Source organism: Pandoraea norimbergensis (assembly GCF_001465545.3).
Classification (GTDB): Bacteria; Pseudomonadota; Gammaproteobacteria; order Burkholderiales; family Burkholderiaceae; genus Pandoraea; species Pandoraea norimbergensis.
In genome coordinates, this window is sequence record NZ_CP013480.3 from 2,366,956 (window position 1) to 2,392,804 (window position 25,849).

At 64.1% G+C, this 25,849-nt stretch carries 18 protein-coding genes; 13 read left to right on the plus strand and 5 right to left on the minus strand.

What is annotated here, in order from left to right; all coding sequences use genetic code 11:
* Positions 1-13 precede the first annotated feature (13 nt).
* The 4 genes from AT302_RS10450 to AT302_RS10465 all read right to left on the minus strand — a co-directional run bounded on the left by AT302_RS10450 (position 14) and on the right by AT302_RS10465 (position 4,795).
* Positions 14-970: a Csu type fimbrial protein gene (locus AT302_RS10450; protein ID WP_058378387.1), complete on the minus strand. Its 957-nt coding sequence runs from the start codon at positions 968-970 to the stop codon at positions 14-16.
* Positions 967-3,426 (minus strand): fimbria/pilus outer membrane usher protein, encoded by a 2,460-nt coding sequence (locus tag AT302_RS10455; protein WP_058378388.1) that lies wholly within the window; start codon positions 3,424-3,426, stop codon positions 967-969. Before AT302_RS10455 ends, AT302_RS10450 begins: the two co-directional genes overlap by 4 nt.
* A gap of 69 nt (positions 3,427-3,495) precedes the next feature.
* The gene (locus tag AT302_RS10460; RefSeq protein ID WP_058378389.1) at positions 3,496-4,257 is read right to left on the minus strand and encodes a fimbrial biogenesis chaperone; all 762 of its coding nucleotides are present in this window, start codon (positions 4,255-4,257) and stop codon (positions 3,496-3,498) included.
* A gap of 10 nt (positions 4,258-4,267) precedes the next feature.
* The gene (locus tag AT302_RS10465) at positions 4,268-4,795 is read right to left on the minus strand and encodes a Csu type fimbrial protein (RefSeq protein WP_058378390.1); all 528 of its coding nucleotides are present in this window, start codon (positions 4,793-4,795) and stop codon (positions 4,268-4,270) included.
* A 516-nt stretch (positions 4,796-5,311) separates the two neighbouring features.
* Between AT302_RS10465 and AT302_RS10470 the strand changes: the two genes are divergently transcribed.
* The 11 genes from AT302_RS10470 to AT302_RS10520 all read left to right on the plus strand — a co-directional run bounded on the left by AT302_RS10470 (position 5,312) and on the right by AT302_RS10520 (position 22,006).
* Complete coding sequence (locus AT302_RS10470; RefSeq protein WP_058378391.1) at positions 5,312-5,875, plus strand: HdeD family acid-resistance protein; 564 nt, start codon at positions 5,312-5,314, stop codon at positions 5,873-5,875.
* A 165-nt stretch (positions 5,876-6,040) separates the two neighbouring features.
* Positions 6,041-6,526, plus strand: a complete 486-nt coding sequence (gene dps / locus AT302_RS10475; RefSeq protein ID WP_058378392.1) for a DNA starvation/stationary phase protection protein Dps — start codon at positions 6,041-6,043, stop codon at positions 6,524-6,526.
* A gap of 137 nt (positions 6,527-6,663) precedes the next feature.
* On the plus strand, positions 6,664-9,351 hold the full coding sequence (locus AT302_RS10480) for a bifunctional acetate--CoA ligase family protein/GNAT family N-acetyltransferase (RefSeq protein WP_058378393.1): 2,688 nt from the start codon (positions 6,664-6,666) through the stop codon (positions 9,349-9,351).
* Between the two features lie 102 nt (positions 9,352-9,453).
* Entirely contained in the window at positions 9,454-10,431 is a 978-nt protein-coding gene (corA, locus tag AT302_RS10485; protein WP_058378394.1) for a magnesium/cobalt transporter CorA, read from the plus strand.
* A 210-nt stretch (positions 10,432-10,641) separates the two neighbouring features.
* Positions 10,642-11,889 (plus strand): CaiB/BaiF CoA transferase family protein, encoded by a 1,248-nt coding sequence (locus AT302_RS10490; protein ID WP_084656149.1) that lies wholly within the window; start codon positions 10,642-10,644, stop codon positions 11,887-11,889.
* 434 nt (positions 11,890-12,323) lie between these two features.
* Positions 12,324-14,564, plus strand: a complete 2,241-nt coding sequence (locus tag AT302_RS10495; RefSeq protein ID WP_058378396.1) for a TonB-dependent receptor — start codon at positions 12,324-12,326, stop codon at positions 14,562-14,564.
* The gene (locus tag AT302_RS10500; protein WP_058378397.1) at positions 14,564-15,343 is read left to right on the plus strand and encodes a tetratricopeptide repeat protein; all 780 of its coding nucleotides are present in this window, start codon (positions 14,564-14,566) and stop codon (positions 15,341-15,343) included. The genes AT302_RS10495 and AT302_RS10500 overlap by 1 nt, the downstream gene beginning before the upstream one ends.
* A 432-nt stretch (positions 15,344-15,775) precedes the next feature.
* On the plus strand, positions 15,776-16,600 hold the full coding sequence (locus AT302_RS10505) for a sulfite exporter TauE/SafE family protein (protein ID WP_237172113.1): 825 nt from the start codon (positions 15,776-15,778) through the stop codon (positions 16,598-16,600).
* 528 nt (positions 16,601-17,128) lie between these two features.
* A complete protein-coding gene (locus AT302_RS10510; protein ID WP_058378398.1) occupies positions 17,129-17,692 on the plus strand; it encodes a hypothetical protein in 564 nt (187 codons plus the stop codon).
* A gap of 212 nt (positions 17,693-17,904) precedes the next feature.
* Positions 17,905-18,579 (plus strand): response regulator transcription factor, encoded by a 675-nt coding sequence (locus AT302_RS10515; protein ID WP_058378399.1) that lies wholly within the window; start codon positions 17,905-17,907, stop codon positions 18,577-18,579.
* A 28-nt stretch (positions 18,580-18,607) separates the two neighbouring features.
* On the plus strand, positions 18,608-22,006 hold the full coding sequence (locus tag AT302_RS10520; RefSeq protein ID WP_058378400.1) for an ATP-binding protein: 3,399 nt from the start codon (positions 18,608-18,610) through the stop codon (positions 22,004-22,006).
* Positions 22,007-22,047: 41 nt separating this feature from the next.
* Here AT302_RS10520 and AT302_RS10525 read toward each other — a convergent pair whose 3' ends face one another.
* Positions 22,048-22,953, minus strand: a complete 906-nt coding sequence (locus tag AT302_RS10525) for a LysR family transcriptional regulator (protein ID WP_058378401.1) — start codon at positions 22,951-22,953, stop codon at positions 22,048-22,050.
* A gap of 113 nt (positions 22,954-23,066) precedes the next feature.
* Between AT302_RS10525 and hmgA the strand changes: the two genes are divergently transcribed.
* Together hmgA and fahA are read left to right on the plus strand one after the other, a co-directional pair.
* Positions 23,067-24,404 (plus strand): homogentisate 1,2-dioxygenase, encoded by a 1,338-nt coding sequence (hmgA, locus tag AT302_RS10530; protein ID WP_058378402.1) that lies wholly within the window; start codon positions 23,067-23,069, stop codon positions 24,402-24,404.
* Between the two features lie 100 nt (positions 24,405-24,504).
* A complete protein-coding gene (gene fahA, locus AT302_RS10535; RefSeq protein WP_058378403.1) occupies positions 24,505-25,791 on the plus strand; it encodes a fumarylacetoacetase in 1,287 nt (428 codons plus the stop codon).
* Positions 25,792-25,849 lie beyond the last annotated feature (58 nt).

Sequence of the window (25,849 nt, forward strand, 5' to 3'; positions counted from 1 at the left end):
CCAGCACCCGAGGTTAGAACTGAATCGTCGCGGTGACCGTGTCGGTATAGAGACCCGGCGCGGGTGTCGTCTGCACGGGCACTCGCGCGTAGATCGGCACGGCCTGCACGACGCCGGTGCCGATGCCAGTGAGCTGCGACGTGCCTGACGTGCCATCGCCCCAGATGGTGCTGTATCCGCTGTCGAGATAGAGCTGATAGCTCACGCGTGAAGCGGTGAGCCCCGTCATCGAGCGCGCCGCCACGGTGCCCCCCAATCCCCCCGACAGGCTGATGCGAAACGCATCGTTCTTCGTGCATTGCACGGTGAGCGTGCTGCTGCCCGTTACGGCCTTGCTGAGCGTGGACTGCGTGGCGAAGGTGATGTTGGCGGCCGCGATCGTGCAGTTGTTGATGACCGTGACATTCGCGTTGAAGGGCACACCGGCGGCGGCTGTCATCGCGCTGCCGCAGGCCGGTGCAGGGGAGAGCGCAGCATACGACGCGTATTGCAGCGTGGCGTCGGTGGCGGCGAAAGCGTGCGTATAGACCGTGTTGCCGTTAGATGACGTGGGCACGGTGGTCTGTGACGCCGTAATGCGTGCGTAGAGATTGACGTTCTGCGTAACCGTGCCGCCGAGGATGTTACGCGCGAGGGTCACGGCGATGACGTTGGCCGTGCTGTTGCCCCAGGCGGTCGAGAAGGCCGGGTCGATGAACAATCCAAAGTTGATCGCGCTGCCCGAATTCACGAGCGTGAGCGGCTGACTGGCGTTGAGCGCCAGACAGAGCTTGACGTTCGGGTTGCCGCCGAGCAGCGGAAACGTGCATGACACGGGAATCGTGCCGGTGGCCGACAGCGCCGCGCCGGAGATCGGGCTGAAGGCGGAGAACGCCAGCGTCGGCGTACCGATCGAGCAGGTTTGCGCCGCAGCCAATGGACTGAAAGCACAGAGGCAAGCGGCGACCCAGACAGGCGCGTGTAAGGTCATGAACCTTCTCCCCGGGATGACGACGCCTGCGCACTCGGGCGACGCGACTTGGCCTCGCGTGCCAGCGCACCGAACGGAATGCAGACGAGCGGGCCGACGCGGGCAATCTCGCCATCGGGCGGGGCCCGCCAGGCGAACGTTGCACGGCAGCGCTGCACGCCGTCGTGCGATTCAAGGGTGTTGCGCGGGGCGAGCGTGTCGACGAATGTCTCGCCGTCGTAGCCCACGACGGTGACGAAGCCGCTTTGCACATGACGCACCGACACGCCGGGCTTGAGCGGCACACCGGCGGCGCTCACGAGCGTGATCAGCGCCGCTTGATATCGCCGCACGGGAAAACGCACGAGCACACCGGCGCCGGTTTGCGGCGCAATGCGCCGCTCGGTCGTGACGACTTCCAGATCGGCGGGCAGGTGCATGGGATCGATGCCGATACGTGCCTGCTCGAACCCGTTCAGATCCGGCACGAGGAAGTAGCCGCGCGCATCGGTATGCCCGATTGGCACTGACTCGCGCAGCACCGGCACATTGGCGCGGCCGTCGGTGCTGACGAGGGCGAAGGCGTCGTAAGTGCGCCGGGTGGCGTGCACGCTGCGATCCATGACGACGAGTGCGCCGGTCATGCCGAGGGCCGCGCCGCGCTGACGGCCCACTTGCTGCGCCAGTGCCGACACTTCGCCATGACGTCCGAGATAGCGCAGTTCACCCTGCGCGGTGCGCTGCGAGAACGCCCGCCCCCCGAGGACTTGCCAACCCCAGCCGCCGCCATAGTCGGGCGTGCGGCCTGCTGAGGCCCACGCTTGTGTCTGCCCATCCTGTTGCGTGACGGAGGCGCTCCCCAGTACACCGTTCCCCAGCAGCAGGCTCAACATGGCAAACACACCGTGCGAGCGCCGTCGGGCGAGGTCGCGAAAGCCGCCGATCGAGAGCATGCCGCGTGAGCTTGCCGGGACGTTGAGGCTGGCGGACAGCACGCGCGTGGCAGGCTGGCGCGGTGCCCGCTGCCCAAAGTAGGCGAGCGACGCCGTGCCGCCCCGGCCCCACGGCACGGAGACGCTGACACGTTCGCTGGCATTGGCGGCGGGTGAGCCGTCGAGCGAGGGGAGATCGCGATATCGGCCTGCCGTGCGGATGATCTGCGCATCGAGGCTCACATGCCGGGAAATGTACTGATAACCCGCGCTCCATTGCGCACCGGTGCGACGCCCGCCGGACGCCCCCATGGCGACGCTGACGACCCCGGCGCGCCGCAAGGCCATCAGCGCGCCAACGCCCCCCATGGCGAGCCGCCGCCCCGCTTGCGCCTGTGCTTCGAGCGTGAGCGTGTCGGTGACCCCGTAACGCGCGGCTACCGAAGCGACCGGATGATGCCGATACGAAAACGAACGCACGCCATAGTCGTCGCGCGGCAAACCGGCTTCCAGCGAAAAGCTCGACAGTCCCTTGGCGAGCAGGCGCGGATCGATGTAGAGCGGCACAGTCGTGATCTGCTCGCGCCCAAGTGCGTCGCGCGTGACGACGCTCGCCTGCAAATCGCCCGTCAGCCCCGGCGCTTCCTGAATCACGAACGGGCCCGGCGGCACGTGGCCGCCAAAGCGCCGCACGCCATCGAGATACAGATCGACCGAGGACGGCACGACGGCACTGCCGCGCAACGCGGGCACGGGGAACGTGACGAGATCGGGCCGCAAGCTGAAGTTGCGCCGCCATTGCAGTCCGGCGATCCGCACGGAGCGGCTCCATGACAGTGAGCCAGTAATGAGATCGCCCGCTGTCCAACTGGTCAGCGTGGCCGGATTGTTGTACTGCCACGCGGTGTCGTAGCGCAGGTAGCCGCGCCGCCATGGCGAGTGTTCGACGAGACCGGTCTGCGACACGGTGGCGCCCGGCCAGAAGCCCCGGACTTCGCTCCACACTGACGCCTGCGTTCGGCTGTCGCGCTGCACGTAGCCGTCGTAATTCACGATCAGGCCGGGGTCTGCCGTGGCATTCACGGCCTCGGTGAGCATGCCCCCGACGCGATAGGGCGTCAGCCAGGCGTCGCCCAGAAGCAGATCGATGCGCTGCTGCGTGGCATCGTAGGCGAGCTGCACGCCGTCGAGCGTATCGAGCGCGACTTCCCGAGCGTCGTCGCGCGGCAGCGCGTTGGCGGACAGGCCAAGCCTGCGCAAGTCGCCGGCGCTGACGAACCAGTCGCCGTTGCGCCGCGTGAACGGCGCCAGCAACCCGGTTGCCTGACCGTTGATTAGCACATCGAGAACGTAGCGGCCGTCGGGCCGAGGCATTGCCATCGCTGACGGCACGTCAGCACTTTCTTCGGAAACCGATGATATGGAGGACACCGCTGCGGGTGCGGTGGACGATGCCGCCGCGCTCGACGCCGGACCGTTCAGGGCCATCGTCGACACCATGACGATGGCCACAGCACCCGACGCCACGCGCACCACGCGCACCACGCCGCGGCGCTCGGGGCGGCCGAGGGCGCGGCAGTGGGGGCGGGGGGCGCGAGGGGCGCATGGCCACGGTTACCGGACACCGTCCGTTGCCGGGCTGGCAGCAAACCGCATCGGGACCGTATCGATGCGCGACTCCACGGTGAACGGCGGGATCGGTGGTGCGCCTGATGGCCACCGCACGGCAAAGCGCCGCGTCTGGCCGGCCAGTACGTAGCCCAGCAACCCGTGGGTGAGCTCGACACTCCGGCCCGTGGCGTCCAGCACACGCGTGGCGCCCAATTGGGCGTGCTGCTCCCCGTCGTTATGCACTTCCAGTTCGCCCCGAAGCCAGTGCACGTCGAAGCGCAGCGACGGCGCGCTCGCATCGTTTGCCTGCACGAATACGGGCAGCGAATAACGCAGGCGAATGGTGACGCCTTCCGCCGGTGCTTCGGCCACCGCAGGCAGTTCGTCGACCAGCAGCCGATAGCTCTGTTCGCCTTGCGTGGGCTCGGCGCTCAAGCGCACGAGCCGCACAATCTGCTGCTCACCCGGTTCGATGCGCAAGATCGGCGGGCTGGCGATCAGCGCTTCGGTCGGCACGAGCACGTTCTCACCGTCTCGCTGCGTCCAGGCATACAGGCGCAATTGCCCGTGAATCGGCAAATCGCCGGTGTTGCCCAGCGTGAGCGTGGTGGCAGGTTGCGTCGGGGCGAGGCTGACGATCACGGGCGAGACCTGAAGGCTCGCGCCATGGCCGTCGGTCACGCCCAGCGTCAACAGGGCGACAAAGGCACCGCTGGCCGCGCGGGCGGCATGGCGGCGGGCGTCGGGTCTCGATGGAGTCGTCATCGCGATGGCCTCAGAAATACACCGTCGCCGTTACCGTCGACGTGTAGGCGTCCGGTGTCGGCATGGTGGCCGAGAGCGTTGCCTGCCCGTAGACGGTGTAGGTTTTCAGCACGCCGCTACCTGAGTCGCCCAGCGTATTGGTGCCTTGCGTGTTGCCCCACGGCGTGGCGTGGCCAGAGTCCTGATAGAGCCCGAACGGGATGGTCGTGGTGTTGCCGGTAAGCGTGCCCGCGAGCAGGCGGCTGGTCTCGGTGGAGCTGGCGGTCGTGCCGGCGTTCAGGCCGATGTTGTAGCCGGTTGACGAGGTGCAGATCACGGTGAGCGTCGAGGTGCTTGACACCGGCCCGGTGGCCGAGCCTTGCACGGGCGTGAACGTCATCGGCGTGGCGGCGATGGTGCATCCCGGCAGGATGGTCAGCGACACCAGCATCGTTGCCGTCGCCGAGCCGTTGGAGTAAGTGGCGCCATGTACGGGGCCATTCAATGCAAGCAATCCGGCAGCCCCGGACAGGGCCAGGCACAGCAGCGATTTCTTCATCGTCGTTCTCCTTCGGAGTCCTATTTGAAAGTGAGGTCATTCGAAGCGCTTTCAGGCACTAGGAGGCGCGGCGTGGCACTACGCGAACAGCGTGAGTGACATCTGATTTACCGACGCTGTCTACGTAGTTTATTAAGGCATTTGCGCGGAATGGGAGCGCTTGCAAGGCTTTCGGAATGTTCCCAACAATGGGACGAGAGGCCGCGCTTCCCGTGTCACTGGCATACGCGCAACGCGCATGTTTCGGCGAGACGCAGTGCGCACGCGTGGATGTGGCGCAACAGACATGCCGTTGGACTCGCGCCCCGTGCGACACCGTGTCGCAGGACGATATGACGGCGATCAAAGCCTGCGCGCGCGGCACAAGCATTCGCGCATATTTCACTTGCTCTCGTTACGTCGCCGTCTCTAGAATGACCTCTTGACGCGTATCGGGCGTCGTCTGCGCTACCCGCGCGAGACGCGCCGCCCGCCGTCTGTGTTCGCTGCCTGCGGATATTTCACGAGAGGGATGCCATGCTCAGACTTCTGTCGAAATACTGGTGGTTGCTTGTTTTGCGCGGCGTACTCGCCGTTGTCTTCGGGATCGCGGCATTTACGGTGCCCGGTGTAACCCTTGCCGTGCTAGTGCTGTGCTTCGGCGCGTTTTCGTTTGTCGACGGGGTCTTTTCTCTCGCCGGTGCCTGGAGCGCGCGCAAGGAACACGCCGAATGGTGGCTGCCGCTGTTGCAAGGCGTTGCCGGCATCATCATCGGTGTCCTGACTTATCTCAACCCGGCGTTGACCGCCGTTGCGTTGCTTATCTATATCGTTGCCTGGAGTTTCGTCACCGGCGTGCTGCAAATTGCAGCCGGTATCGCGTTGCGCCGCGAGATCAAGGGCGAGCTGTGGATCATTCTTTCCGGCGTGTTCAGCATTCTGTTTGCCGTGTTCATCATGTGGCAGCCGGGTGCCGGTGCGTTGGCGCTCATCTGGGCCATCGGCGCGTGGGCCATCGTGTGGGGAGTACTGCTCGTGTTGGCCGGCTTCAAATTGCGAGGCGTGGCGCACGGTGCGTCGTCCACTTCCGCCGCTACCTAGCCTTCAAATTCGGGGCATGCGCGGCCTTTGATGCCATCGCATGACGCGGCACGATTCCCCGATCAGCGTTTCCGTTCGTCCGCCCAGGTGGCCCCGGCTGCCTGAAACCGGCGGATTCCTCCCCCCGGCAGCCGCTGTGCTGCCAGACGTCAGCAGGAGTGTGAAATGGCTCTGAACCATACGCGTAACACCCTCGGTGAAAAGATCCGGATCGAGTCGGTCAATCTGCTCAATCGCGGGCTGATCAACGGCATCGACGTCCAGCGTCAGGCCAAGCAGGCGCATTGGAACGTGCACGGCCCGGGCTTCATCGAACTGCATCTGTTGTTCGACGACGTGTATAACGCCGCGATCGAATGGGCCGACCTGTGCGCCGAGCGTCTCGTCGCCCTCGGCGGCGTGGCTGATGGACGTGTGCAGACGGTGGCTGAAAAGACCGAACTGCCGAAGTACAAGAACGAGTTCAAACGCGGGCTTGATCACGCCGCGGCACTGGCCGAAGCGCTGGCCGCCTATGGCGAAATCATTCGCGGCCTGATCGACGCATCGGCCGAGATCGGCGATGCCACCACGTCGGATGTCTTTACCGAAATCTCGCGCGGTGTCGACGATCACCTCTGGAAGGTCGAGGCTCACCTTCGCGGCGAGTAAGCCCCATCCGGCCGCTGGCAGCAGCCGGCGGTCGATTTATCGTGAATGCGCGCGCCGGCCTTGGTCCGGGGCGCGCATTTGTCATCTCTGCCTGACTCCTCCCGCCCGTTTCCCCTGTTACTGCCCCCGGAGCCGTTATGACCACCCGCAATCTGAGCCAAATGTTCCAGCCGAAGTCGGTCGCCGTCATCGGGGCGTCCAACCGCGAGCGTCGTGTGGGCACGACCGTGCTGCAAAACGTGATCGACGGCGGCTTCGAGGGCGCGATCTATCCGGTCAATCCGAAGTACTCGACGCTCGCGGGACGCAAGTGCTACCGCGACGTGGCCGACCTGCCGCAGGCCCCCGATCTTGCGGTGATCTGCACGCCGCCCGCCACGGTGCCCGATCTGATTCGCGACCTCGGCGAGCGTGGCACGCGTGCCGTGGTGGTGCTCACCTCGGGGCTCGCGCGTGAGCGCGATCGCGACGGCGTGACGCTGCAAGATCGCATGCTCAAGAACGCCAAGCCGCACGTGCTGCGTATTCTCGGGCCAAACTGCATCGGGATGCTGAGTCCCGGCATCGGGCTCAATGCCAGCTTTGCCCACATGGGCGCACGGGCGGGCAATCTCGCCTTCGTGTCGCAATCGGGCGCGCTGACCACCGCTGTGCTCGACTGGGCCGACGCACGTGAAATCGGCTTCTCGCATTTCGTCTCGATGGGCGACAGTGCCGACGTGGACTTTGGCGACATGCTCGACTACCTCGCGAGCGATCCGCGCACCGACGCCATCCTGATGTACATGGAATCGATTCGCGACGCGCGCAAGTTCATGTCGGCGGCGCGCGCCGCCTCTCGCAACAAGCCAGTGGTCGTCATCAAATCGGGCCGGGTGCCGGAAGGGGCGCAGGCCGCTGCGTCGCATACGGGGGCGCTGGCCGGGGCTGATGACGTCTATGACGCCGCGATTCGCCGCGCGGGCATGTTGCGCGTGAATACCACCGACGAACTGTTTGCCGCCGTCGAGACGCTGGCGCGTTTGCGACCGTTCTACGGCGACAAGTTGTCGATCATGACCAACGGCGGCGGCGCCGGGGTGATGGCGACCGACGCCCTTGTGCTCGACGGCGGCAAGCTTGCCCATCTGTCGGACAAGACACGCGACGCGCTCGACGCAGCGCTGCCGAAAACCGTGGGCCGCGTGAATCCGGTGGACATCGGTGGCGACGCGGATCTCGCGCGCTATACGGCGACGCTCGCAGCGTTGTGCGAAGACCCGGAGACGGCAGCAGTGCTGTTCATTCAGGCGCCCACGGCTGTCATGCCGAGTGTGGACGTGGCGCACGCGCTGGCCGCGCTGCCCCGGCCATCGAAGAACGTGTTCACGTGCTGGCTGGGGGGCGAGACGGCCGAGCGCGCGCGACGCATTTGCCGCGAGGCCGGATTGCCGACCTACGACACGCCGGAGAATGCCGCACGCGCCTTCCTCGAAGCGGTGAACTACCGCCGCAACCAATCGTTGCTGATGGAAACGCCGCCGTCGATTCCGCCCGGCTTCTCACCGGATGTGGCGCGGGTGCGCGCCATCGTCGGCGACGCGATGCGCGAGGGGCGTGAATTGCTGACAGAGCCGGAGGCCAAGGGGGTGCTTGCCGCGTATGGCATTCCCGTCGTCGAGACCGTGGTGGCCGACACGCCCGAGCACGCCGCCGAATTGGCGCAGGGCCTCGGGTTCCCGGTGGCCGTCAAACTGATTTCACCCGACATTACGCACAAGTCGGACGTCGGCGGCGTGGTGCTCAATATCGAAACGGCAGAGCAGGCGCTGGACGCCGCCCGCCAGATTCGAAAACGGGCACTCGCCGCCAAACCCGATGCGCGCGTGACCGGCTACTCGGTGCAGCGCATGGCCAACGGCGCCGAAGCTTTCGAATTGATCGTCGGCGTGGCCACCGATAGCGTGTTCGGTCCGGTGCTGCTGTTCGGGCAGGGCGGCACGGCCGTGGAAGTGATTGCCGATCGCACGATTGGGCTGCCGCCGCTGAACCTGAATCTGGCGCGCGATATGGTGGCGCGGGCCCGCGTGTCGAAACTGATCGCGGGCTATCGCAGTCGACCCGCTGCCGATCACGAAGCGATCTATCTCACGCTCGTGAAGCTCTCGCAACTGGTGTGCGACGTGCCCGAGATTGCCGAGCTCGACATCAATCCGCTGTTCGCCGATTCGCACGGCGTGTTGGCCCTTGACGCGCGCATCGTGGCGCGCAAGCCGATGGCGCCGGGGCACGCCCGCCTGGCCATCCGCCCGTATCCGCAGGAGCTGGAAAGCACGGTCGATGCCGGGGGCAAGCCGGTGCGCGTGCGTCCGATCCGCCCGGAGGACGAGCCCGCCTACAACCAGTTCTTCCACACGCTCACCCCGCAGGATGTGCAGTTCCGCTACTTCGGGCTGATCAAGGAGTTGTCGCACTCGCAGATGGCGCGCGTGACGCAGATCGACTACGACCGGTCGATGACGTTTGTCGCGACGGAAAAGGACGACGAAGGGAACACGCGGCTGCTCGGTGTGGTGCAGGCACTTGCAGACCCCGACAACACCGTGGCCGAGTTTGCCGTGACGGTGAGTCCTGCCGCGCAGGGCCGGGGGCTGGGGAGGGCACTGATGGAGCATATCGTCGACTACAGCCGCAAGCGCGGTACGGGGGAACTCATCGGCTATGTACTCACGGCAAATACGCGTATGCTGACACTCGCCCGGCACCTCGGCTTTGTGGAAGACAAAGAGATGGAAGCGGGCATTGTTCATATCCGGCTGCCGCTGCAAAAGACGGCGCAGGCGTAGGAGACACGGTTCGCGTCGTCAGTCGAGGACGGCGCGAATGCAGTGCCTGGCGCTGGCGCGCGCGAAAGCGGGACAGGGTAGCCGCCTCGACCAAGGATTCGAATGCTAGTGAACTGCGTGGCCTATGAGGATGGCCGCAAGATCGCCGACCTGCACCCCGATGAAATTTCGGACTATCTCGAACGTCCGCACTGCTTCGTCTGGGTGGCACTCAAAGACCCGGGGCCCGGAGAACTCGCGCAGATGCAGCACGAGTTCGGCCTGCACGATCTCGCGGTCGAAGACGCGCAGCATGGTCATCAGCGCCCGAAGATCGAACAGTACGGCGACTCGCTCTTTGCCGTGCTTCACGTGCTCAACAAAGACGCCGACGGCGACTTCTCCATCGGCGAGGTCGCCATCTTCGCCGGGCACAACTACGTGCTCTCGGTGCGCTCGAACGCGACGCAGGGGTTAGGGGCTGTGCGAGCGCGCGCAGAGAAGGAGCCGCACTTGCTCAAGCAAGGCGCGATCTTCGTGCTCTACGCGCTCATGGACGCCATTGTCGACAGCTACTTCCCGGTATTCGACGATCTCGAAGCGCAACTCGAAGCCATCGAGGAGCAGATTTTCACGCGCAACGAGCCAGCCAAGGGGCGCGAAATCATCGAGGATCTGTATCAGCTCAAGCGGCGACTCATCACACTGCAACACGCATGCGTGCCGCTTATGGAGGCGGTTAGCAAGTTGTTCGGCGCGATGGCCCCGAAGCTCTGTGGCGGCATGCAGGAGTATTTCCGCGATGTATACGACCATTTGCAGCGCATCACCAAGAACATCGACATGCTGCGCGAAATGGTGACCACCGCGCTCTCGGTGAATCTCGGCATGATCTCGCTCACCGAGAACGAGACGACCAAGCGGCTTGGCTCGTTCGCCGCACTGTTCGCGGTGCCGACGATGATTGCGGGCATCTACGGCATGAACTTCGCCGATATCCCCGAGTTGAAGTTTCAGTACGGCTATCCGGTCTGCGTCGGCGTGATGATCATCATCGATCTGCTGCTGTTCTTGAAATTCCGCAAGGCGGGTTGGTTGTAACGTGCACGCCGGGGCAGCCTTCCGTGTCATACGAATGTCGTTGCCACCCGGCGCGCCTTGCCCTGTTGCCCGGTGGCAACGGGGCGGTAGCACCCCCTTTTTTCCGCAGTGACCGGCGTCGAGTAATTGCACTAGAATGCGTCAACACCGCGTCAGACGGTTGCCAAGGTTGAGAACTACAACAAACACCAGGCAAATAGGGGTCAGACATTGAACGCACCACTCACGGGGATCCGCGTCATTGAGTTCTGTCGGGGCGCGGCGGGCGCTTATTGCGGCATGCTGCTGGCCGACATGGGCGCAGACGTCATCATGGTCGACGATCCGGTCGACGACATTACCAACGAAAGCCAAGGCCAACACGGTCCGCTCGGTGCTGCCGCGCAGACGGGATTACGCCGCAACAAACGTTCCGTAGCGCTCGATCTCGGCACGCTCGAAGGCCGCAGCCTTGCTCATACGCTGGTGCGTGGGGCGCAGGTGGTCATCGAATGCCTGCCTGCCGGTACGCTCGTGCGCGCCGGGCTTGGCTATGAAGCGCTGTCAGTCGTACAGCCGCATCTGGTCTACGTTTCCATTTCCGCATTCGGGCAGGATGGCCCGCGCTCGGCCGGTCATCCCGGCGTGCCCGCCATCGATGCGTTGCGCGGCATGTTGGGTGCCACGCCGGGGCGTCAGGCACCGCGCGATTTACCTGTCGCGGATCTGGCGGCGGGGCTGTATGCCGCGTTTTCCGTGTCGGCGGCGCTGGTGGCCGCGCAACAGCATGGGCGCGGGGTGCATATCGACGTGCCGATGCTCGGCGCCACGCTCGCCATTGCTGCGTTGCGGGCGGGTGAAGAAGCGGCGAACGCCGCGAGTGAACCGGAGGCGGTTGGCGGAATTCCGCGAACGGCGGACGACGCCCGTTTTGGCGGCCCAGCAGCACCTTGGCCGACGTTCCGTGCAAAAGACGGGTACTTCGGCATGGATCTCGACGGTCAGGCACATTGGCGGGCCATTTGTGCGCTGGTGCATCGCGTGGATCTGCTCGACGACTCGCGATTTGCCAACGCACGGGAGCGGGCCCGTCATCAGGCCGTGTTGCGCGACGTGCTGGAGCCGGTCTTCATGCACGACGATCGTGCCGTCTGGCTCGCCCGTCTGAGCGCTGTCGGTGTGCCGTGCACGCCCATCAGCACGTATTCGCGGGTGCTCGCCGATCCGCAAGTTGCGCATATGGGCTGGGTTCGGCCGATGGTGCTGCCCAGCGGCGAGACCACCCACACGATCGTTTCGCCGGTCCGCATGAATGGCCATGGGCCGGTGACGCATCGTGAGCCGCCCGCACCCGGTGAGCACACCGGCGACATTCTGGCCGAACTCGACGCCGAGTCGGCGGCGGCCACCGTAACAGGCGAGGGCGCCACTGTCCCGCCGGCCGGCACATTGCTCACCGAGCCGCTGCCGAAAGGTTGACCGGACGGACCTGACTGACCTCGGGCCGCTGATGTTCCAGCGGCCCGCTTCGTTTTCCTTCCGCCGCTTTGCACGTCCTTCCCCCGCAGACCTTACTCCGGCCCCGCTCGCGGGCCTATATCGCCTGATCGCCGGCGTGTCCACGGCTTCTGCATGCATTTGTTCCTCTTGCAACAGTTGTAACGGGTATTACAGGAAATATTACAAATCATTTGCAACTGGTGTTAAAAATAGGAATAATTCGTATTTACGAAATGCGATTCGTGGTCGGTATTGCATTGATTCGATGGCTGTAATTGGTAGTGGGCAGTGGATCAGGCGAGGGTGACGCAATGTCGTCCGCGTTTCAGGCACCTGGCAAGTACAGAACAACGACAAAGCAAGACTGGGAGACGGATCGCAGACAACCAGCGATCTCCAGGGGGGAATCCAAGATGCAAGTGGGACCGATGACGCTGCGTCGCTCGCAGTTGAGCGCAGCATTGGTGGGAATTTTGAGTGCGCAAGGCGCCATGGCCGCAGACGCCGACGCCAAGAGCACGTCGACTGACGTGCAACTCCCGAGCGCCAACGTCACGGGTAATCGCGACAATTTCAAGGTCGATTACTCGTCGTCGCAGAAATTCACGGCGCCGATCGTCGATACGCCGCGTTCGGTCACGGTCATCCCGGAAACCCTGCTGCAAAGCACGGGCTCGAGCACCCTCACGGAAGCCCTGCGCACGGTGCCCGGCATCACGTTCGGTGCGGGCGAGGGCGGTAACCCGCTCGGCGATCGTCCGTTCCTGCGCGGCTACGACACGCAAGGCAGCCTGTTCGTCGACGGCATGCGCGATGTGGGTGCCACGACGCACGAAATGTTCAACACCGAGTCGGTGGAAGTCGTGAAGGGCGCGAGCGGCGCCTACGGCGGTCGCGGCGGTGCGGGCGGCAGCGTCAACATCGTCAGCAAGGAAGCCAAGCTGGGCAACTTTGCGGAAGGCACGGTGGGCCTGGGCAACGCCAAGTACAAGCGCATGACGGCTGACGGCAACTGGCAGATCGGCGATCACGCGGCGTTCCGCATGAACCTGATGGGTCACGACGCCGGTGTGGCCGGTCGCGATGCCATTTACGACTCGCGCTGGGGTATCGCGCCGTCGGTGGCCTTCGGGCTGGGTACGCCCACGCGCATCGTCGCGAGCTACTACCACATGCAATCGGACGGCCTGCCGGATTCGGGCATTCCGTACAACTACGCACCGGGGCGTCGCACGGGGCCGGCTTCGGTCAACCCGAACAACTTCTACGGGCTCGACGACCGCGATTTCCGCCGCACGTCGTCGGACATCGGCACGATCAAGATCGAGCACGACATCACCCCGACACTCACGCTGCGCAACATGACGCGCTACACGAAGTCGTCGCAGAGCTACATCTGGACGCAGCCGGACGACAGCCAGGGCAACGTGGCCAACGGCAAGGTCTGGCGCCGCGCGAACACGCGTGACAGCAACGTGTGGAGCATTGCGAATCAGACGGAACTGTTTGGCGAAGGCCACACGGGGCAGTTCAAGCACAGCTTCAACGTGGGGGCTGAGTTCTCGCGCGAATCGAGCCGTAAGGACGCCTATACGGTGGCCGCAGGCAGCGGTTCGGGCGCGGGCAATGCGTGCCTTCGCGGCGTCGGCGCTGCGTCGGGCTACAACTGCACGAGCCTCTACAACCCGAATCCGTACGATCCGTGGACCGGCAGCATTCGCCTGAATGACGATCCGGCATTCCAGCGCACGTTGACGGCCGCAATTTACGGTTTCGACACGATCGATCTGTCGAAGGAATGGCAGATCAACCTCGGTGCCCGCGTGGACCGTTATTCGACGGATTTCACCGATACGCGCGCCAACGGCGGCAAGTCGGTGTCGCGTGACGACACGCTGTTCAACTGGCAGGCCGGTGTGGTGTACAAGCCGCTGCCTTACGCAAGCGTGTATGCCTCGTACGCTACGTCGTCGACGCCGGCCGGCGCGTTGCTGGGCGAAGGCAGCGAGACGCAAGGTCTGACACCGGGCCGTGGTGGCGTTGGCCCGAACGCGGCGGACCTCGCCCCGGAGAAGAACCGCTCGTATGAAATCGGTACGAAGTGGAACGTGCTGAACGAGCGTCTGCTGCTGACGGCGGCGCTGTTCTACATCGAGACGAGCAATGCGCGCGTGACGATGGCCGACAACACGTATGCCATGGTGGGCGGCAAGAACGTGAAGGGCCTTGAGCTGGGCTTCGCCGGCAAGCTGACGGACAAGTGGCAGGTCTTCGGCGGCTACACGTACATGAAGAGCGAACTGACGGACAACGGCACGGGCACGGCCATCTCGAACAACGGCAACCAGTTCCCGAACACGCCGCGTAACAGCTTCAGCCTGTGGACGACGTACGACATCATTCCGTCGGTGACGGTCGGTGGCGGCGCGTTCTACACGTCGAGCGTGTTTGGCGATCCGGCAAACTTGCGCGAGATTCCGGCGTACTGGCGTTTTGACGCGATGGCGTCGTGGCGCGTGAACAAGCATCTGTCGGCACAGCTCAACGTGCAGAACCTGTTCAATCGCCGTTACTTCGATCAGGCCTATCCGGCGCACTATGCGTCGATGGCGCCGGGCCGCAGCGCGATTGTCTCGCTCACGGCGCGCTATTGATGATGCGTATTGAACCGGCGCAGATTGCGTCGCTCACGCCTGCGCAGGTTCGCGACATCCTTGCGGGGCCGCCGGAAACGGCGGCCGCATGGCTGGCGGCGGCCGCACAGGCAGGGCACGTCGATGCGCAGGTGGTCTATGCACAGTGGCTGCTCGATGGTCGCGGCGTGACGCGTGATGCGGCGGCCGCGCTCGAAGGATTCAAGCGCGCGGCGCACGCCGGGCACGGCATGGCCGCGAACATGGTCGGGCGCTGCTACGAGAACGGTTGGGGCGTACCGGCCAGCGATGAAGTGGCGCTGTATTGGTATCGCCAGTCGGCCCGCCGCGATGAGCCGTGGGGCATGTATAACCTCGCGACGCTGCTGAGTCTCGGGCGTGGCGGTCCGCAAGATCGCGGGGCTGCGCTTGCGTGGCTTCAGAAGGCCGCCGCGATGGGGCACGCGAAGTCGCAGAATCTTTTAGGTGGTTTTCACGAAGACGGTTGGGAAGTGCCACGCGATATCGCGTGCGCGTTCGACTGGTACCGGAAGGCCGCCGAAGGCGGTGATTTTCGCGGACAGTTCAACGTCGCGCGTCTGCTGATCGGGCAGGGCGCTTTCGATCAGGCACTCTCTTGGCTTGTCCACGTGCCGGAGACGGCGACACCCGCATTTCTCGTCAAAGCCGCTGAGTTCCTTAGCGAAGCCCCCGATTCTCGTATTCGCGCGTTGGCCGCTCAGTGGACTTCAGCCCCCCGTTGGTCTGCTTCGGCAGCGCTGGGCGCTTCAGCCGCCTGATTTTCTTTCCGTATTTCGCATCGCCTGACTCCGTTTCTCAACACCCCCAACACCTCCCCCCAGGACCGACCGAAGCCCCTCTCCGCTGCTCAGACAGTGTTCAACTCGCCTCGGAGAGGGGCTCCGGTCACTCCTCACCACCGCCATTCGTACCTCCCGCCTAACCCCTCGCACCTCCCCCCCGCACCCCCCGCACCCCCCGCACCCCCCGCACCCCCCGCACCCCCCGCACCCCCCGCACCCCCCGCACCCCCCGCACCCCCCGCACCCCCCGCACCCCCCGCACCCCGTATTCGCGCGATTCCCGCTGCGGGCCGCTGTGCATCGCCACACTTTCCGTGACTCGACGGCTTCTATATAATCATTGGTCATAAGCATATGACCAATAGTGATTTGGATTCGATCCAGATCGCCGACGCCGGAATCCACCCCATGCTGCTCGCCTCAATGAGTTCGTCACCAACGGCCGCCATCCTTGGCGCCGCCGTAGGACTCGTGCTCGGTTTGACCGGCGCAGGCGGCGGCATCTTTGCCGTCCCGGCACTCGTCTTCGGCCTCGGATGGGGCGTGCCTCAGGCAGGCCCCGTGGCGTTGCTGGCGGTTGGCGCCAGTGCCGCCGTCGGCAGCGCTCAAGGGCTGCGCGCCGGTCTTGTGAGATACCGGGCCGCGCTGCTGATGGCCGGTATCGGCGTATGTGTCGCCCCACTAGGGTCTTGGGTTGCGCATCGGCTGCCCGAACACTGGCTCGTCGGGCTCTTTGCATTCGCCATGCTGATCGTGGCCAGCCGCATGTATCGCGCATCGCAAGGTAAAGGCGGCGTCGCGGGCAGTGTGGTCCTGCCGCCGCCGTGCCGGCTCGATCCGGCAACAGGGCGCCTTCACTGGACCCGCCGCGTCGCCAGCACGCTGGGCGCCATCGGGGCGGTCTCGGGGTTCGCTTCCGGACTGCTCGGGGTGGGCGGCGGCTTCGTGATTGTTCCGGCATTGCGCCGCTTTTCCGATATCACGGTCCACGGCATCGTCGCGACGTCGCTGTTCGTCATCGCACTGATCTCTGCGGGAACGGTCGCGAATGCATGGTGGCACGGCATGCACCCGGGCACGCAAGGCTGGTTGTTCGTGGCGGGCGCTGTCGCCGGCATGGTGATCGGCCGCTTGCTTGCCCCCCGTCTCGCCGCCGCCCGGCTGCAACAACTCTTCTCGGTGCTGATGGCCCTCGTCGCTGCCGGTATGTTCTTCAAGGCCTTTGGTGGCTGACAGTTGCGGCTGACAGTTGCCGTTGACTGTTGCGGCTGATCTTGCGGCCTGTTCGCGAGGCAGTCGTTCTCGGCCGTGTGCGCGCTCGCGTCAGCGTCGGCATCCCTCTCATCGGCACAAGTCGTCACACCTGAGTGCCGCGATATCGTTGCTTATGGATCCCTCGAAATTCGCAACGCTTTTCGAGTGACTTTTCGTTGCCCGGAAGCGACGCTTCATCAGCGTACGCGAATGGCGATCCTGTCTCGTGTAGTGCGTCAGAGTGAATCTTTACGGCGCACGCCTGTCAATCACAGCGTCCGGTAAGCACTCGCGCTACGTGGGGTGCGTCATTGCCGCATACGGTCTGACGCACTGTGCGGGCTTTATTTGGACGTCGCGGGGTTGTCCGCCTATTTGGCCTTGGGATGTTTCCTATAACTAATGCTAATACGTCCGAACATTGTGGACTTATCCTATATTTCTCCCGGTCGTCGACGGGGGCAAACGGTGAGCCACTTGCCGACGGTACGACGGGGGATTGAATTAATGACAACGACGCAACGGATTGGCTTTGCGCTCACACCGGAACGCCGCGAATTCAACGTGCCGATTCGGCGCACGCTGACAGGGCTGGCCGGAACGTTGTTGTTTGTACTGCTGACAGGGTGTAGCGAGCATCAACCGCCAGGCGTCAGTCAGGCCTATGCCGACCATGACACGCTCGAAGGCGCGACGCTGTCGCGCGCCGAGACGGCGCCGCGCGAAGTGACAGCGCGCATGCGCCCGGTCGCAGCAGCGGTTGGCATGACGGGCACGCCGCAGGTGGGGCGCGTGGTCAGCGGCACCTACCGCTGGATGGCGGACTGGCCTGAGACCGACAGTGTGCATCTGTGGGAAGCCGCGGCCGGACCGACACGTATTCGCGTTGTCGGCCGGGCGCGAGACATGATGCCCTCCGCCGGTCTGCGTGGCGTGCGTATCCGGTACTGCATCAAGCCGGTGATCGGCAACGGTGAGATGCGACTCACGGGATACAAGACGTGCTCGTCGTGGACGACGGTCGATGGCACGTCGGCAACACCGGCCCCTGCGGCGGCAACTGCGGGATAGCAGGATAGCGGGGGAGCAGAAGGATCGCCGGACGGACGCGCCGGCACCGGCCACCGCACCTGACCTTCGTCAACTGCATCGCGGTGACGCTTCTGTCATCTTTTTGTGTGCCGCTTCGTCACACATTCCTCTTTTGGGAAGCCATGACGCGTAGACACGCGGCGCTCGATCGCGCGCGCCCACGGCTGACTTCTTTTAAAAGGATTCCGCACATGATGGTAAAAATTCTGATTGCCGACGATCACCCGATCGTCTCTTCGACGCTGCGTGAGATGCTCGCACCAGATCCCGGTTTTCACGTGTTGCCGCCGGTCGCCAACTCGACGCAGTTGTTCGAGGCGCTCGAGACGAATTCCGTCGACGTGCTGATCACCGACTACTGCATGCCCGGTGGTGTGTTCGGCGATGGGCTGGGTATGATCAAGCGGGTTCGCCGCAAATATCCGGACATCAAGATCATCGTGTTCACGTCGATCGAGCAGCCGGCCATCATTCACGCGCTGAACGATTGCGGTGTGCTGGGTGTGATGACGAAGTCGGACGATCTTCGCGAAATCACGGTGTGCGTGGAGCGTTGCCGTCGCGGCATGCGCTATCTCGGCGGGCGGGCCGAGCAAATTCTGGAAGAGCAGTCGCGCCGCAAGCCGACGACGCGTCGTCCGCTCTCACCGAAGGAAATGGAGGTGCTGCGCATGTACCTGAGCGGCAATAACGTCTCCGAAATCGCCGAAGCGCTCAAACGCTCGGCCAAGACGATCAATAACCAGAAGCGGATGGCCATGTGCAAATTGGGTTGTCGCAACGACATGGAACTGTTCCAGTTGCACGCGTCGAGTCCGTTGCAACTCACGCGTGAAGGCGAGGTCGACGCGCCCACTGCCGCTTGAGTCCGTGCGACGTCGAGCATTCGCGACCATGCCTATTCAGACGATGACGCGTGATATCGCCGTCGCGGGCCGCCTGCTGCGTATTGGGGGCGTGCTCGCGTTGTTGTTCGGGTTGTCCGTCTGGGCGGCGGCGATCTCTTACGCTGTCTTCGGTGCGCTCTGGCAGGGCGGCCAGAAGACGGAGTCGTTCTTCGCGGCGGTCTCGCGCGAGATTCGCGATCTCGAAGTCTTCAATGAACAAGCGCGCTCGATGTCGCGCACGGTACAGGCCAGTTCTGCACCCGCCGGTGGCACGACTCGCCTGCTGGCGGATCGCGTGCTGCAACCGCTCAATGCGTTGAAACCGGGTACGGCGGCACGCATCGGCGGGGTGGCGTGGGATGGCGATTTTGAAATCGTCAAACTGGCCGAGATTTCTCCGGAACGTGCACAGATGCTGTCCCGGTTGACGGCACGGTTGATGGTGCTCGATGCCGATTTCTGGAGCCCGTTCGACTCGCAGGACGAGACGTTCCTGATCTCTCCCGATGGCGCTTTCGCCGCCTATCGCCCCTCGCTCGGTCGCGAATCGTTCGGTGCCGCCGATCTGGAGCGCGACACGAAGACGATGCTCGCAGAGATGAACAAGGTCGAGCGGTATCAAGCGAGAGCGCTGGGGCAAGAGGACGGTCCGTTCTGGACATATAACTACGAACACCCGGTGACACACGTGAAGACGGTATCGAGCTTCGTGCCCATCCGAGACCTCGAAGGGCACGTGGTGCTTTACGTAGGCACAAGCATGTCGCCGGAACTGATTGTCCCGCCGCGCATGCGCAACCTCGATCAGACGCGCGAAACGCTCCAGCTCGTTTCCGTCGAGGGCATCATTGTGGCCAGTGCCGGTACTCCGCTGCCCACGCCTCGTCATATGAGAACGCTCGCGACGCTGCCGCTATTTGGCGGCTCGCAGATGACGCTTCGCACTGACGGACAACGCATTGTTTTTGAACGCCATCTCCCGTTCAACCCTTGGTTTGTGCGCTATGCCGTTGCACCCGCCGAGTTGTTGTTCGGGAACGCCACGCTTTTGATTGTCGCGACGTTACTGTTGCTGTTGTACACAGCAGGGGTTTGCACCGCGATGCGCTATATCCGCAAGCGCGTGATCGAGCCGGCGCGCAAGCGCACCACGGCGCTGCTGGAGCGCGATGCGTTCACCCAGACGCTCATCGAGACTGCGCCGGTGGGCATGGCGATCATCGATCCGTTCGAGCCGGCGGTGGTGATGAGCAATCCGGCCTACGCCGGCACTGTCGATCTGCTGCGGCAACTGGGCGACGGCGAGCTCACTCGGATGTACCGGCAACTGCACAGCGGGGTAGTGTCACGCCCCGTGCGGCGCTTGTTGAGTGTCTCGGACGATGCTGGCGAGCGCCATTACGCCGTCAGTTTTGTCGACACCGTGTTTCGCGAACAATCGGTGCTGATCGGCACACTCTCCGATGTGACCGAACAACGGCGCTTCGAACTCGAACAGCGCAAGGCACGGCTTGCCGCAGAGAACGCGAACAAGGCCAAGGATGTGTTCCTGACGACGGTCAGTCACGAGATGCGCACGCCGTTGTACGGCACGCTCGCGTCGCTGGAGTTGCTCAGCGCGCAGAAGCTTGGCGACGAGCATCGCTATTACGTCGACGTGATGGAGAGTTCCACGCGCAATCTGCTCGACCTGATCAACGATCTGCTCGACTATTCGCGCATGCAAGTGGGGCGCTTCGAACTGAACTCGCGTGATTTCTCGCTGTTGAAGGAGCTTGAGGCGGTCGGGCTGTCGTTCACCGGCCGGGCCCGTTTGCAGGGCCTGACGCTCGACTGGATGATCGATCCGCAACTTGCGCGCGCCGTACATACCGATGCACTGCGCCTCGGGCAGGTCATCACGAATCTCGTCGGCAACGCGATCAAGTTCACGTCGCAAGGCCATGTCGCGTTCAGCGCAGAGGTGACACGAGCCGACGCGCAGGGGTGTGATGTGGCGTTTTCGGTCAGTGACAGCGGCGCAGGTATTGCTGCGAGCGACCTGCCGGATCTGTTCCGGCCGTTCGGCAAGAGCACCAACGAACCCGGCATGCAGCACGGCACGGGGCTGGGGCTGGCAATTTCGTTCCAGTTCGTCGCGATGCTCGGCGGCACATTGCAGGTCGATAGCGTGGAAGGCCGTGGCACCACAATGCACTTCACGCTGCATTTGCCATGGGCGCCAAATACCGAGGCGCCGGTCGTGGCGGAAACCGGCACGACGTTTGCCTACGTGAGCGGGCTCGCGCGCCGGCACGCGTATCTCGAAGCGCTGATCCGCTTTGCCGGCCACACGCCCGCGCGTTATGACGACGCGGTAGCGTGGTCGACCGGTGACGGCCGCGCCCGCGACGCCGGTTTGCTGATGTTTGCCGACGAATGGCCCGTGCGCGGCATGGCCGGCGCGGAAGTCTATCTGCTGCGGCCGACCCCGCACGACAGTCCGGCGAACAAAGCCAGCGCTTGGCCACGCGATGTCGCGCTGCTGCATCAGGCCGGCCTCTGGGAAGCGCTCGGCATCTCGCCGGAACCGGGGCTGGCCGCCTCGGCCGATCTGCCGCGCAGCACCAGTGCGCAGCCGGGGGCGCGTCCGTTAGCGGGGTGGTATGTGCTGGTGTCGGACGACCATCCGATCAGCGGCATGCTGCTCTCGCGGCAACTGGAAGGGCTGGGTGCGATGGTCGATTGTTACAACGACCCGCGCGAAGCCCTCGATGCGTTCGATAGCGAGTCACACATGCTCGTGATCACCGACGCCAACATGCCGCATATTTCAGGCCACGCGCTGGCCACGGAAATCAAGGCGCGTGCGCCGCAGGTGCCGGTCATCGTTGCGACGGCCGACGTGACGTTGCGCATCGATCGCGACCCGAAATCCCCGTTCGATGCCGTGGTCTACAAGCCTGTCGACTCGGGCTCGCTGCTGCGCGTGATCGATCTCGTGCGTGCCCGCTACCCGTCGCTGCGTGGCGAGATCGAGCCGCTGCCTGCGATTGTCGATTCATCCGTGCTTACGACCGCGCAAACGCCCATCGAGGTGGTCCCTGCCGCTTTTCCGAAGGATTCGGGCGTGCCGTTGATGGACATGCTCGATGCGTTCGTTCGCATCAGCGATCAGGACATCGAAGACTGCCGGAAGGCGCTGGCCAATTTGTCGCGCGACGCGTTGCGTCACTCCGCGCACCGGCTCCGGGGCGGATTCATGTCCTTCGGGCTGGCTTCGCTGGCAGCCCACGCGGCGCAGCTGGAACACCTCGCGCCGCAAGCATCGGCCGGGCAGATCGGCGCCTCGTTCGAAGTGCTGGAAACTGCGTGGAACGACTGGTTGCGCGCACAAGGGCACGCGATTGTCGATGATGCCGGATAGCCTGATAGCCTGATGGTCGGCTTGTCGGCCCACGCTTCCCACTACTCGACAAAATGCTCTGAGATGAGCTGACGAAGCCACTGATTGCCGGCGTCCTGATGGTAGCGGCGATGCCAGAACACATTGGTCTGCAACGCCGGCAGGCGCACGGGCGGCTTGACGAAGTGAAGCCCGAAAGGCGCGGCGGCACGCTCGGCGAATTTCTGGGGAACGGTAACCACGAGATCGTTGGTGCTCACGACATAGGGCACGGCGATGAAGTGGGGCACCCAGAAGTTGGCATCGGCGCCAAAACCCGCTTGCGCCAGCAACTGGTTGACGCGCGCATAGGGATTGTCGCCGGTGGTGACGAAGAGATGGCGCGCCGCCTGAAACTCCGCCAGACCCGCGTCCGGCCGGTCTAACGCGTGGCCGATGCGGAACATGCTCACGTACTGCTGGCGAAACAGCCGCCGCTGGAAGAAGGGGCCGGTCAGGTCGTCGAACGCCCCCACCGCGAGATCAATCCGTCCGGCCGCCATGGCTTCCTTCAGATCAGGTAGCGCGGTACGCACGGTGCTCAACCGTACCCCGGGAGCTAACTGTGTGCAGAGATCAATCAATGTGGGCATGAAGTACACCTCGCCGACGTCGGTCATCGCCAGCGTGAATTCGCGTTGACTCGTCGCGGGGTCGAAGGCCTCTCGGTGATTGATCGCACGCGAGATTCCGGCCAGCGCTGCCGACACAGGCTCGGCCAGCGCCTCGGCAAACGGCGTGGGTTGCATGCCGTTGCCAGTTCGGGTGAAGAGTTCGTCGTCGAACGTGTGGCGAAGGCGCGCAAGTCCGTTGCTGACGGCTGGCTGCGACAGGCCGAGTTCGCGGGCGGCCTGCGAAATGCTCCGATGCGTGAGCACGGCATGAAAGACGACAAGCAGGTTCAGATCGACGTCGCGCAAAGAAATCATGATGAAATGGCAGTATTCACGTTGTGAATATAGTGGATTTGCCTATTTATATCGCAAAAGACGAACGCATGTCGGAAAATGGCTCCATTCGATAACAGGAGACGAGGCATTTCATGCATTCCATCCATTCCATCAAGCGGGCAGACCAGATTCAGGGGGAGTTGGGCTACCTGTCCGGCTTTCTCAACGAATTCGCGACCGAGGCACTGCCCGGTGCGCTCCCCGTGGGGCAGAACTCCCCGCAGCGTGCGCCGTACGGCCTCTACGCTGAGCAACTCTCCGGCACAGCATTTACGGCACCGCGCGGCCACAATCGTCGCTCGTGGGTCTACCGCATTCGTCCGGCCGCGATGCACAAGCCGTTCACGGAAATCGAGCAATCGCGCTGGCTGAGCCGGTTCGATGACGTGCCGGCACCGCCCAACCAGATGCGCTGGGACCCGCTGCCGATGCCCGCCGCACCGACCGATTTTGTCGACGGCATGGTCACGATGGGCGGCAATGGCAGCCCCGATGGCCAACGCGGCTGTGGCATTCATCTGTATGCGGCCAACAAGTCGATGGATGGCCGGTTTTTCTATAACGCCGATGGCGAGTTGCTGATCGTGCCGCAGGAAGGCCGTCTGCGTATGGCGACCGAATTCGGCGTGATGGACGTCGAGCCGTACGAAATCGCAGTCGTGCCGCGTGGTGTGCGTTTTCGCGTGACGCTGCTGGACGGCACCGCGCGCGGCTATGTCTGCGAAAACTATGGTGCACTTCTGCGCCTGCCCGATCTGGGCCCGATCGGCTCGAACGGTTTGGCCAATCCGCGCGACTTCCTCACGCCCGTGGCGGCTTACGAAGACATGGAAGGCGACTTCGAGCTGGTTGCCAAATTCGGCGGCGAACTCTGGCGCGCCGACATCGGCCACTCGCCGCTCGACGTCGTGGCATGGCACGGTAACTACGCACCGTACAAATACGATCTGCGCCACTTCAACACGATTGGCTCGATCAGCTACGACCATCCGGATCCGTCGATCTTCCTGGTGCTGCAATCGCAGAGCAACACGCCGGGCGTGGATGACATTGACTTCGTGATCTTCCCGCCGCGCTGGCTGGCGATGGAAAACTCGTTCCGTCCGCCTTGGTTCCACCGCAACATCGCGAGCGAGTTCATGGGCCTGATCCATGGCGTGTACGACGCGAAGGCGGAAGGCTTTGTGCCGGGCGGGGCGAGCCTGCACAACTGCATGTCGGGCCACGGCCCCGATGCCGATACGTTCGAGAAAGCCTCGGCGGCCGACACGAGCAAACCGCACAAGGTCGAAGCCACGATGGCGTTCATGTTCGAAACGCCTGCTGTCATTCGCCCGACGCGCTTTGCGTTAGAGACCAAGCAACTGCAGGACAACTACTACACTTGCTGGCAAGGTCTGAAGAAGCACTTCAACCCGAATCAGAAGTAAGCGGACCCACGTCGCGACTTCGCCAAACCCCAAGACGGCCCACGCCGCGCACGATTGCGCAGCTGTGGGCCGGCGCGTTACCACGAACAAGGATTTCCTCATGTCGAATCTCCCGCAAAGCTGGGTCGCGTCCGCCAACACCGGCGCGACGGACTTCCCGTTGCAAAACCTGCCGTACGGCGTGTTCAGCACGCAGACACAACCCACACCGCGCGTCGGCGTCGCGATCGGCGATCAAGTGCTCGATCTCGCTGCACTTGAGACCGCCGGTCTCCTGAAACCCGCGATTTCCGGTAACAGCGCGCCGGTGTTCTCGCAGCCGTCGATCAACGCCTTCGTGGCGCTTGGCCGCCCGGTGTGGCAAGCCACGCGCGCGCGCCTGATCGCGCTGCTGTCGGCCGATGGCGACGCGGCGTTGCGCGATAACGCAGCACTGCGTGCACAGGCGCTGGTGCCGTTGGCCGACGCCACGCTGCATCTGCCGGTGCAGGTGCCGGGCTACACCGACTTCTACTCGTCGAAAGAACACGCCACCAACGTGGGCAGCATGTTCCGCGATCCGGCAAACGCGCTGCTCCCTAACTGGCTCGAAATTCCGATCGGCTACAACGGCCGCGCCAGCTCGATCGTGGTCAGTGGCACGGACATTCATCGCCCGAACGGACAGATCAAACTGCCGGACCAGCCGCGTCCGATTTTCGATGCCTGCCGCAAGCTCGACTTCGAACTCGAAACCGGCTTCATCGTCGGGCGCGAGACGGCACTCGGCGACACGCTGGACGTGGAAGCCGCCGAAGCCGCCATCTTCGGCATGGTGCTGCTCAACGACTGGTCGGCGCGTGACCTCCAGCAATGGGAATACGTGCCGCTGGGCCCGTTCAACGCGAAGACGTTCGGTACGTCGATTTCGCCCTGGGTGGTGACGATGGAAGCGCTTGAGCCGTTCCGTGTCGCGGGCCCCGAGCAGGATCCGCAGCCGGTCTCGTATCTGCAACAACAAGGCAAGCACGCATTCGACATCGAGCTCGAAGTGCTGCTGCAAGCCGAGACCGACACGCAGGCGACGACCATCTGCCGCACCAACTTCCGTCACATGTACTGGAGCATGGCGCAACAATTTGCACACCACACCGTGTCGGGTTGCAACGTGCGCGTGGGCGACCTGATGGGCTCGGGCACGATCAGCGGCCCGACGCCCGATTCGTTCGGCAGCCTGCTTGAGCTCACGTGGAACGGCAAGAACCCGCTCACGCTTGCCAGCGGTGTGAAGCGCGGCTTCATCGAAGACGGCGATACCGTTGTGATGGCGGGTTGGTGTCAGGGCGACGGCTACCGCGTCGGTTTCGGTGAAGTCTCCGGCAAGATCTTGCCCGCAAAGGCCCGCTGAGCTTGCGCGGCCTCGGCGAGCGCGGCAGCCGATGGCAGCCGCTCCCACCACGGGTCGC

Excerpts from the sequence above, each read along its gene's own strand:
- AT302_RS10450 (WP_058378387.1), bottom strand. The coding sequence starts at position 970 with ATGACCTTACACGCGCCTGTCTGGGTCGCCGCTTGCCTCTGTGCTTTC.
- AT302_RS10460 (WP_058378389.1), bottom strand. The coding sequence starts at position 4,257 with ATGACGACTCCATCGAGACCCGACGCCCGCCGCCATGCCGCCCGCGCG.
- AT302_RS10465 (WP_058378390.1), bottom strand. The coding sequence starts at position 4,795 with ATGAAGAAATCGCTGCTGTGCCTGGCCCTGTCCGGGGCTGCCGGATTG.
- AT302_RS10470 (WP_058378391.1), top strand. The coding sequence starts at position 5,312 with ATGCTCAGACTTCTGTCGAAATACTGGTGGTTGCTTGTTTTGCGCGGC.
- dps (WP_058378392.1), top strand. The coding sequence starts at position 6,041 with ATGGCTCTGAACCATACGCGTAACACCCTCGGTGAAAAGATCCGGATC.
- AT302_RS10480 (WP_058378393.1), top strand. The coding sequence starts at position 6,664 with ATGACCACCCGCAATCTGAGCCAAATGTTCCAGCCGAAGTCGGTCGCC.
- corA (WP_058378394.1), top strand. The coding sequence starts at position 9,454 with ATGCTAGTGAACTGCGTGGCCTATGAGGATGGCCGCAAGATCGCCGAC.
- AT302_RS10495 (WP_058378396.1), top strand. The coding sequence starts at position 12,324 with ATGCAAGTGGGACCGATGACGCTGCGTCGCTCGCAGTTGAGCGCAGCA.
- AT302_RS10500 (WP_058378397.1), top strand. The coding sequence starts at position 14,564 with ATGATGCGTATTGAACCGGCGCAGATTGCGTCGCTCACGCCTGCGCAG.
- AT302_RS10505 (WP_237172113.1), top strand. The coding sequence starts at position 15,776 with ATGCTGCTCGCCTCAATGAGTTCGTCACCAACGGCCGCCATCCTTGGC.
- AT302_RS10510 (WP_058378398.1), top strand. The coding sequence starts at position 17,129 with ATGACAACGACGCAACGGATTGGCTTTGCGCTCACACCGGAACGCCGC.
- AT302_RS10515 (WP_058378399.1), top strand. The coding sequence starts at position 17,905 with ATGATGGTAAAAATTCTGATTGCCGACGATCACCCGATCGTCTCTTCG.
- AT302_RS10520 (WP_058378400.1), top strand. The coding sequence starts at position 18,608 with ATGCCTATTCAGACGATGACGCGTGATATCGCCGTCGCGGGCCGCCTG.
- AT302_RS10525 (WP_058378401.1), bottom strand. The coding sequence starts at position 22,953 with ATGATTTCTTTGCGCGACGTCGATCTGAACCTGCTTGTCGTCTTTCAT.
- hmgA (WP_058378402.1), top strand. The coding sequence starts at position 23,067 with ATGCATTCCATCCATTCCATCAAGCGGGCAGACCAGATTCAGGGGGAG.
- fahA (WP_058378403.1), top strand. The coding sequence starts at position 24,505 with ATGTCGAATCTCCCGCAAAGCTGGGTCGCGTCCGCCAACACCGGCGCG.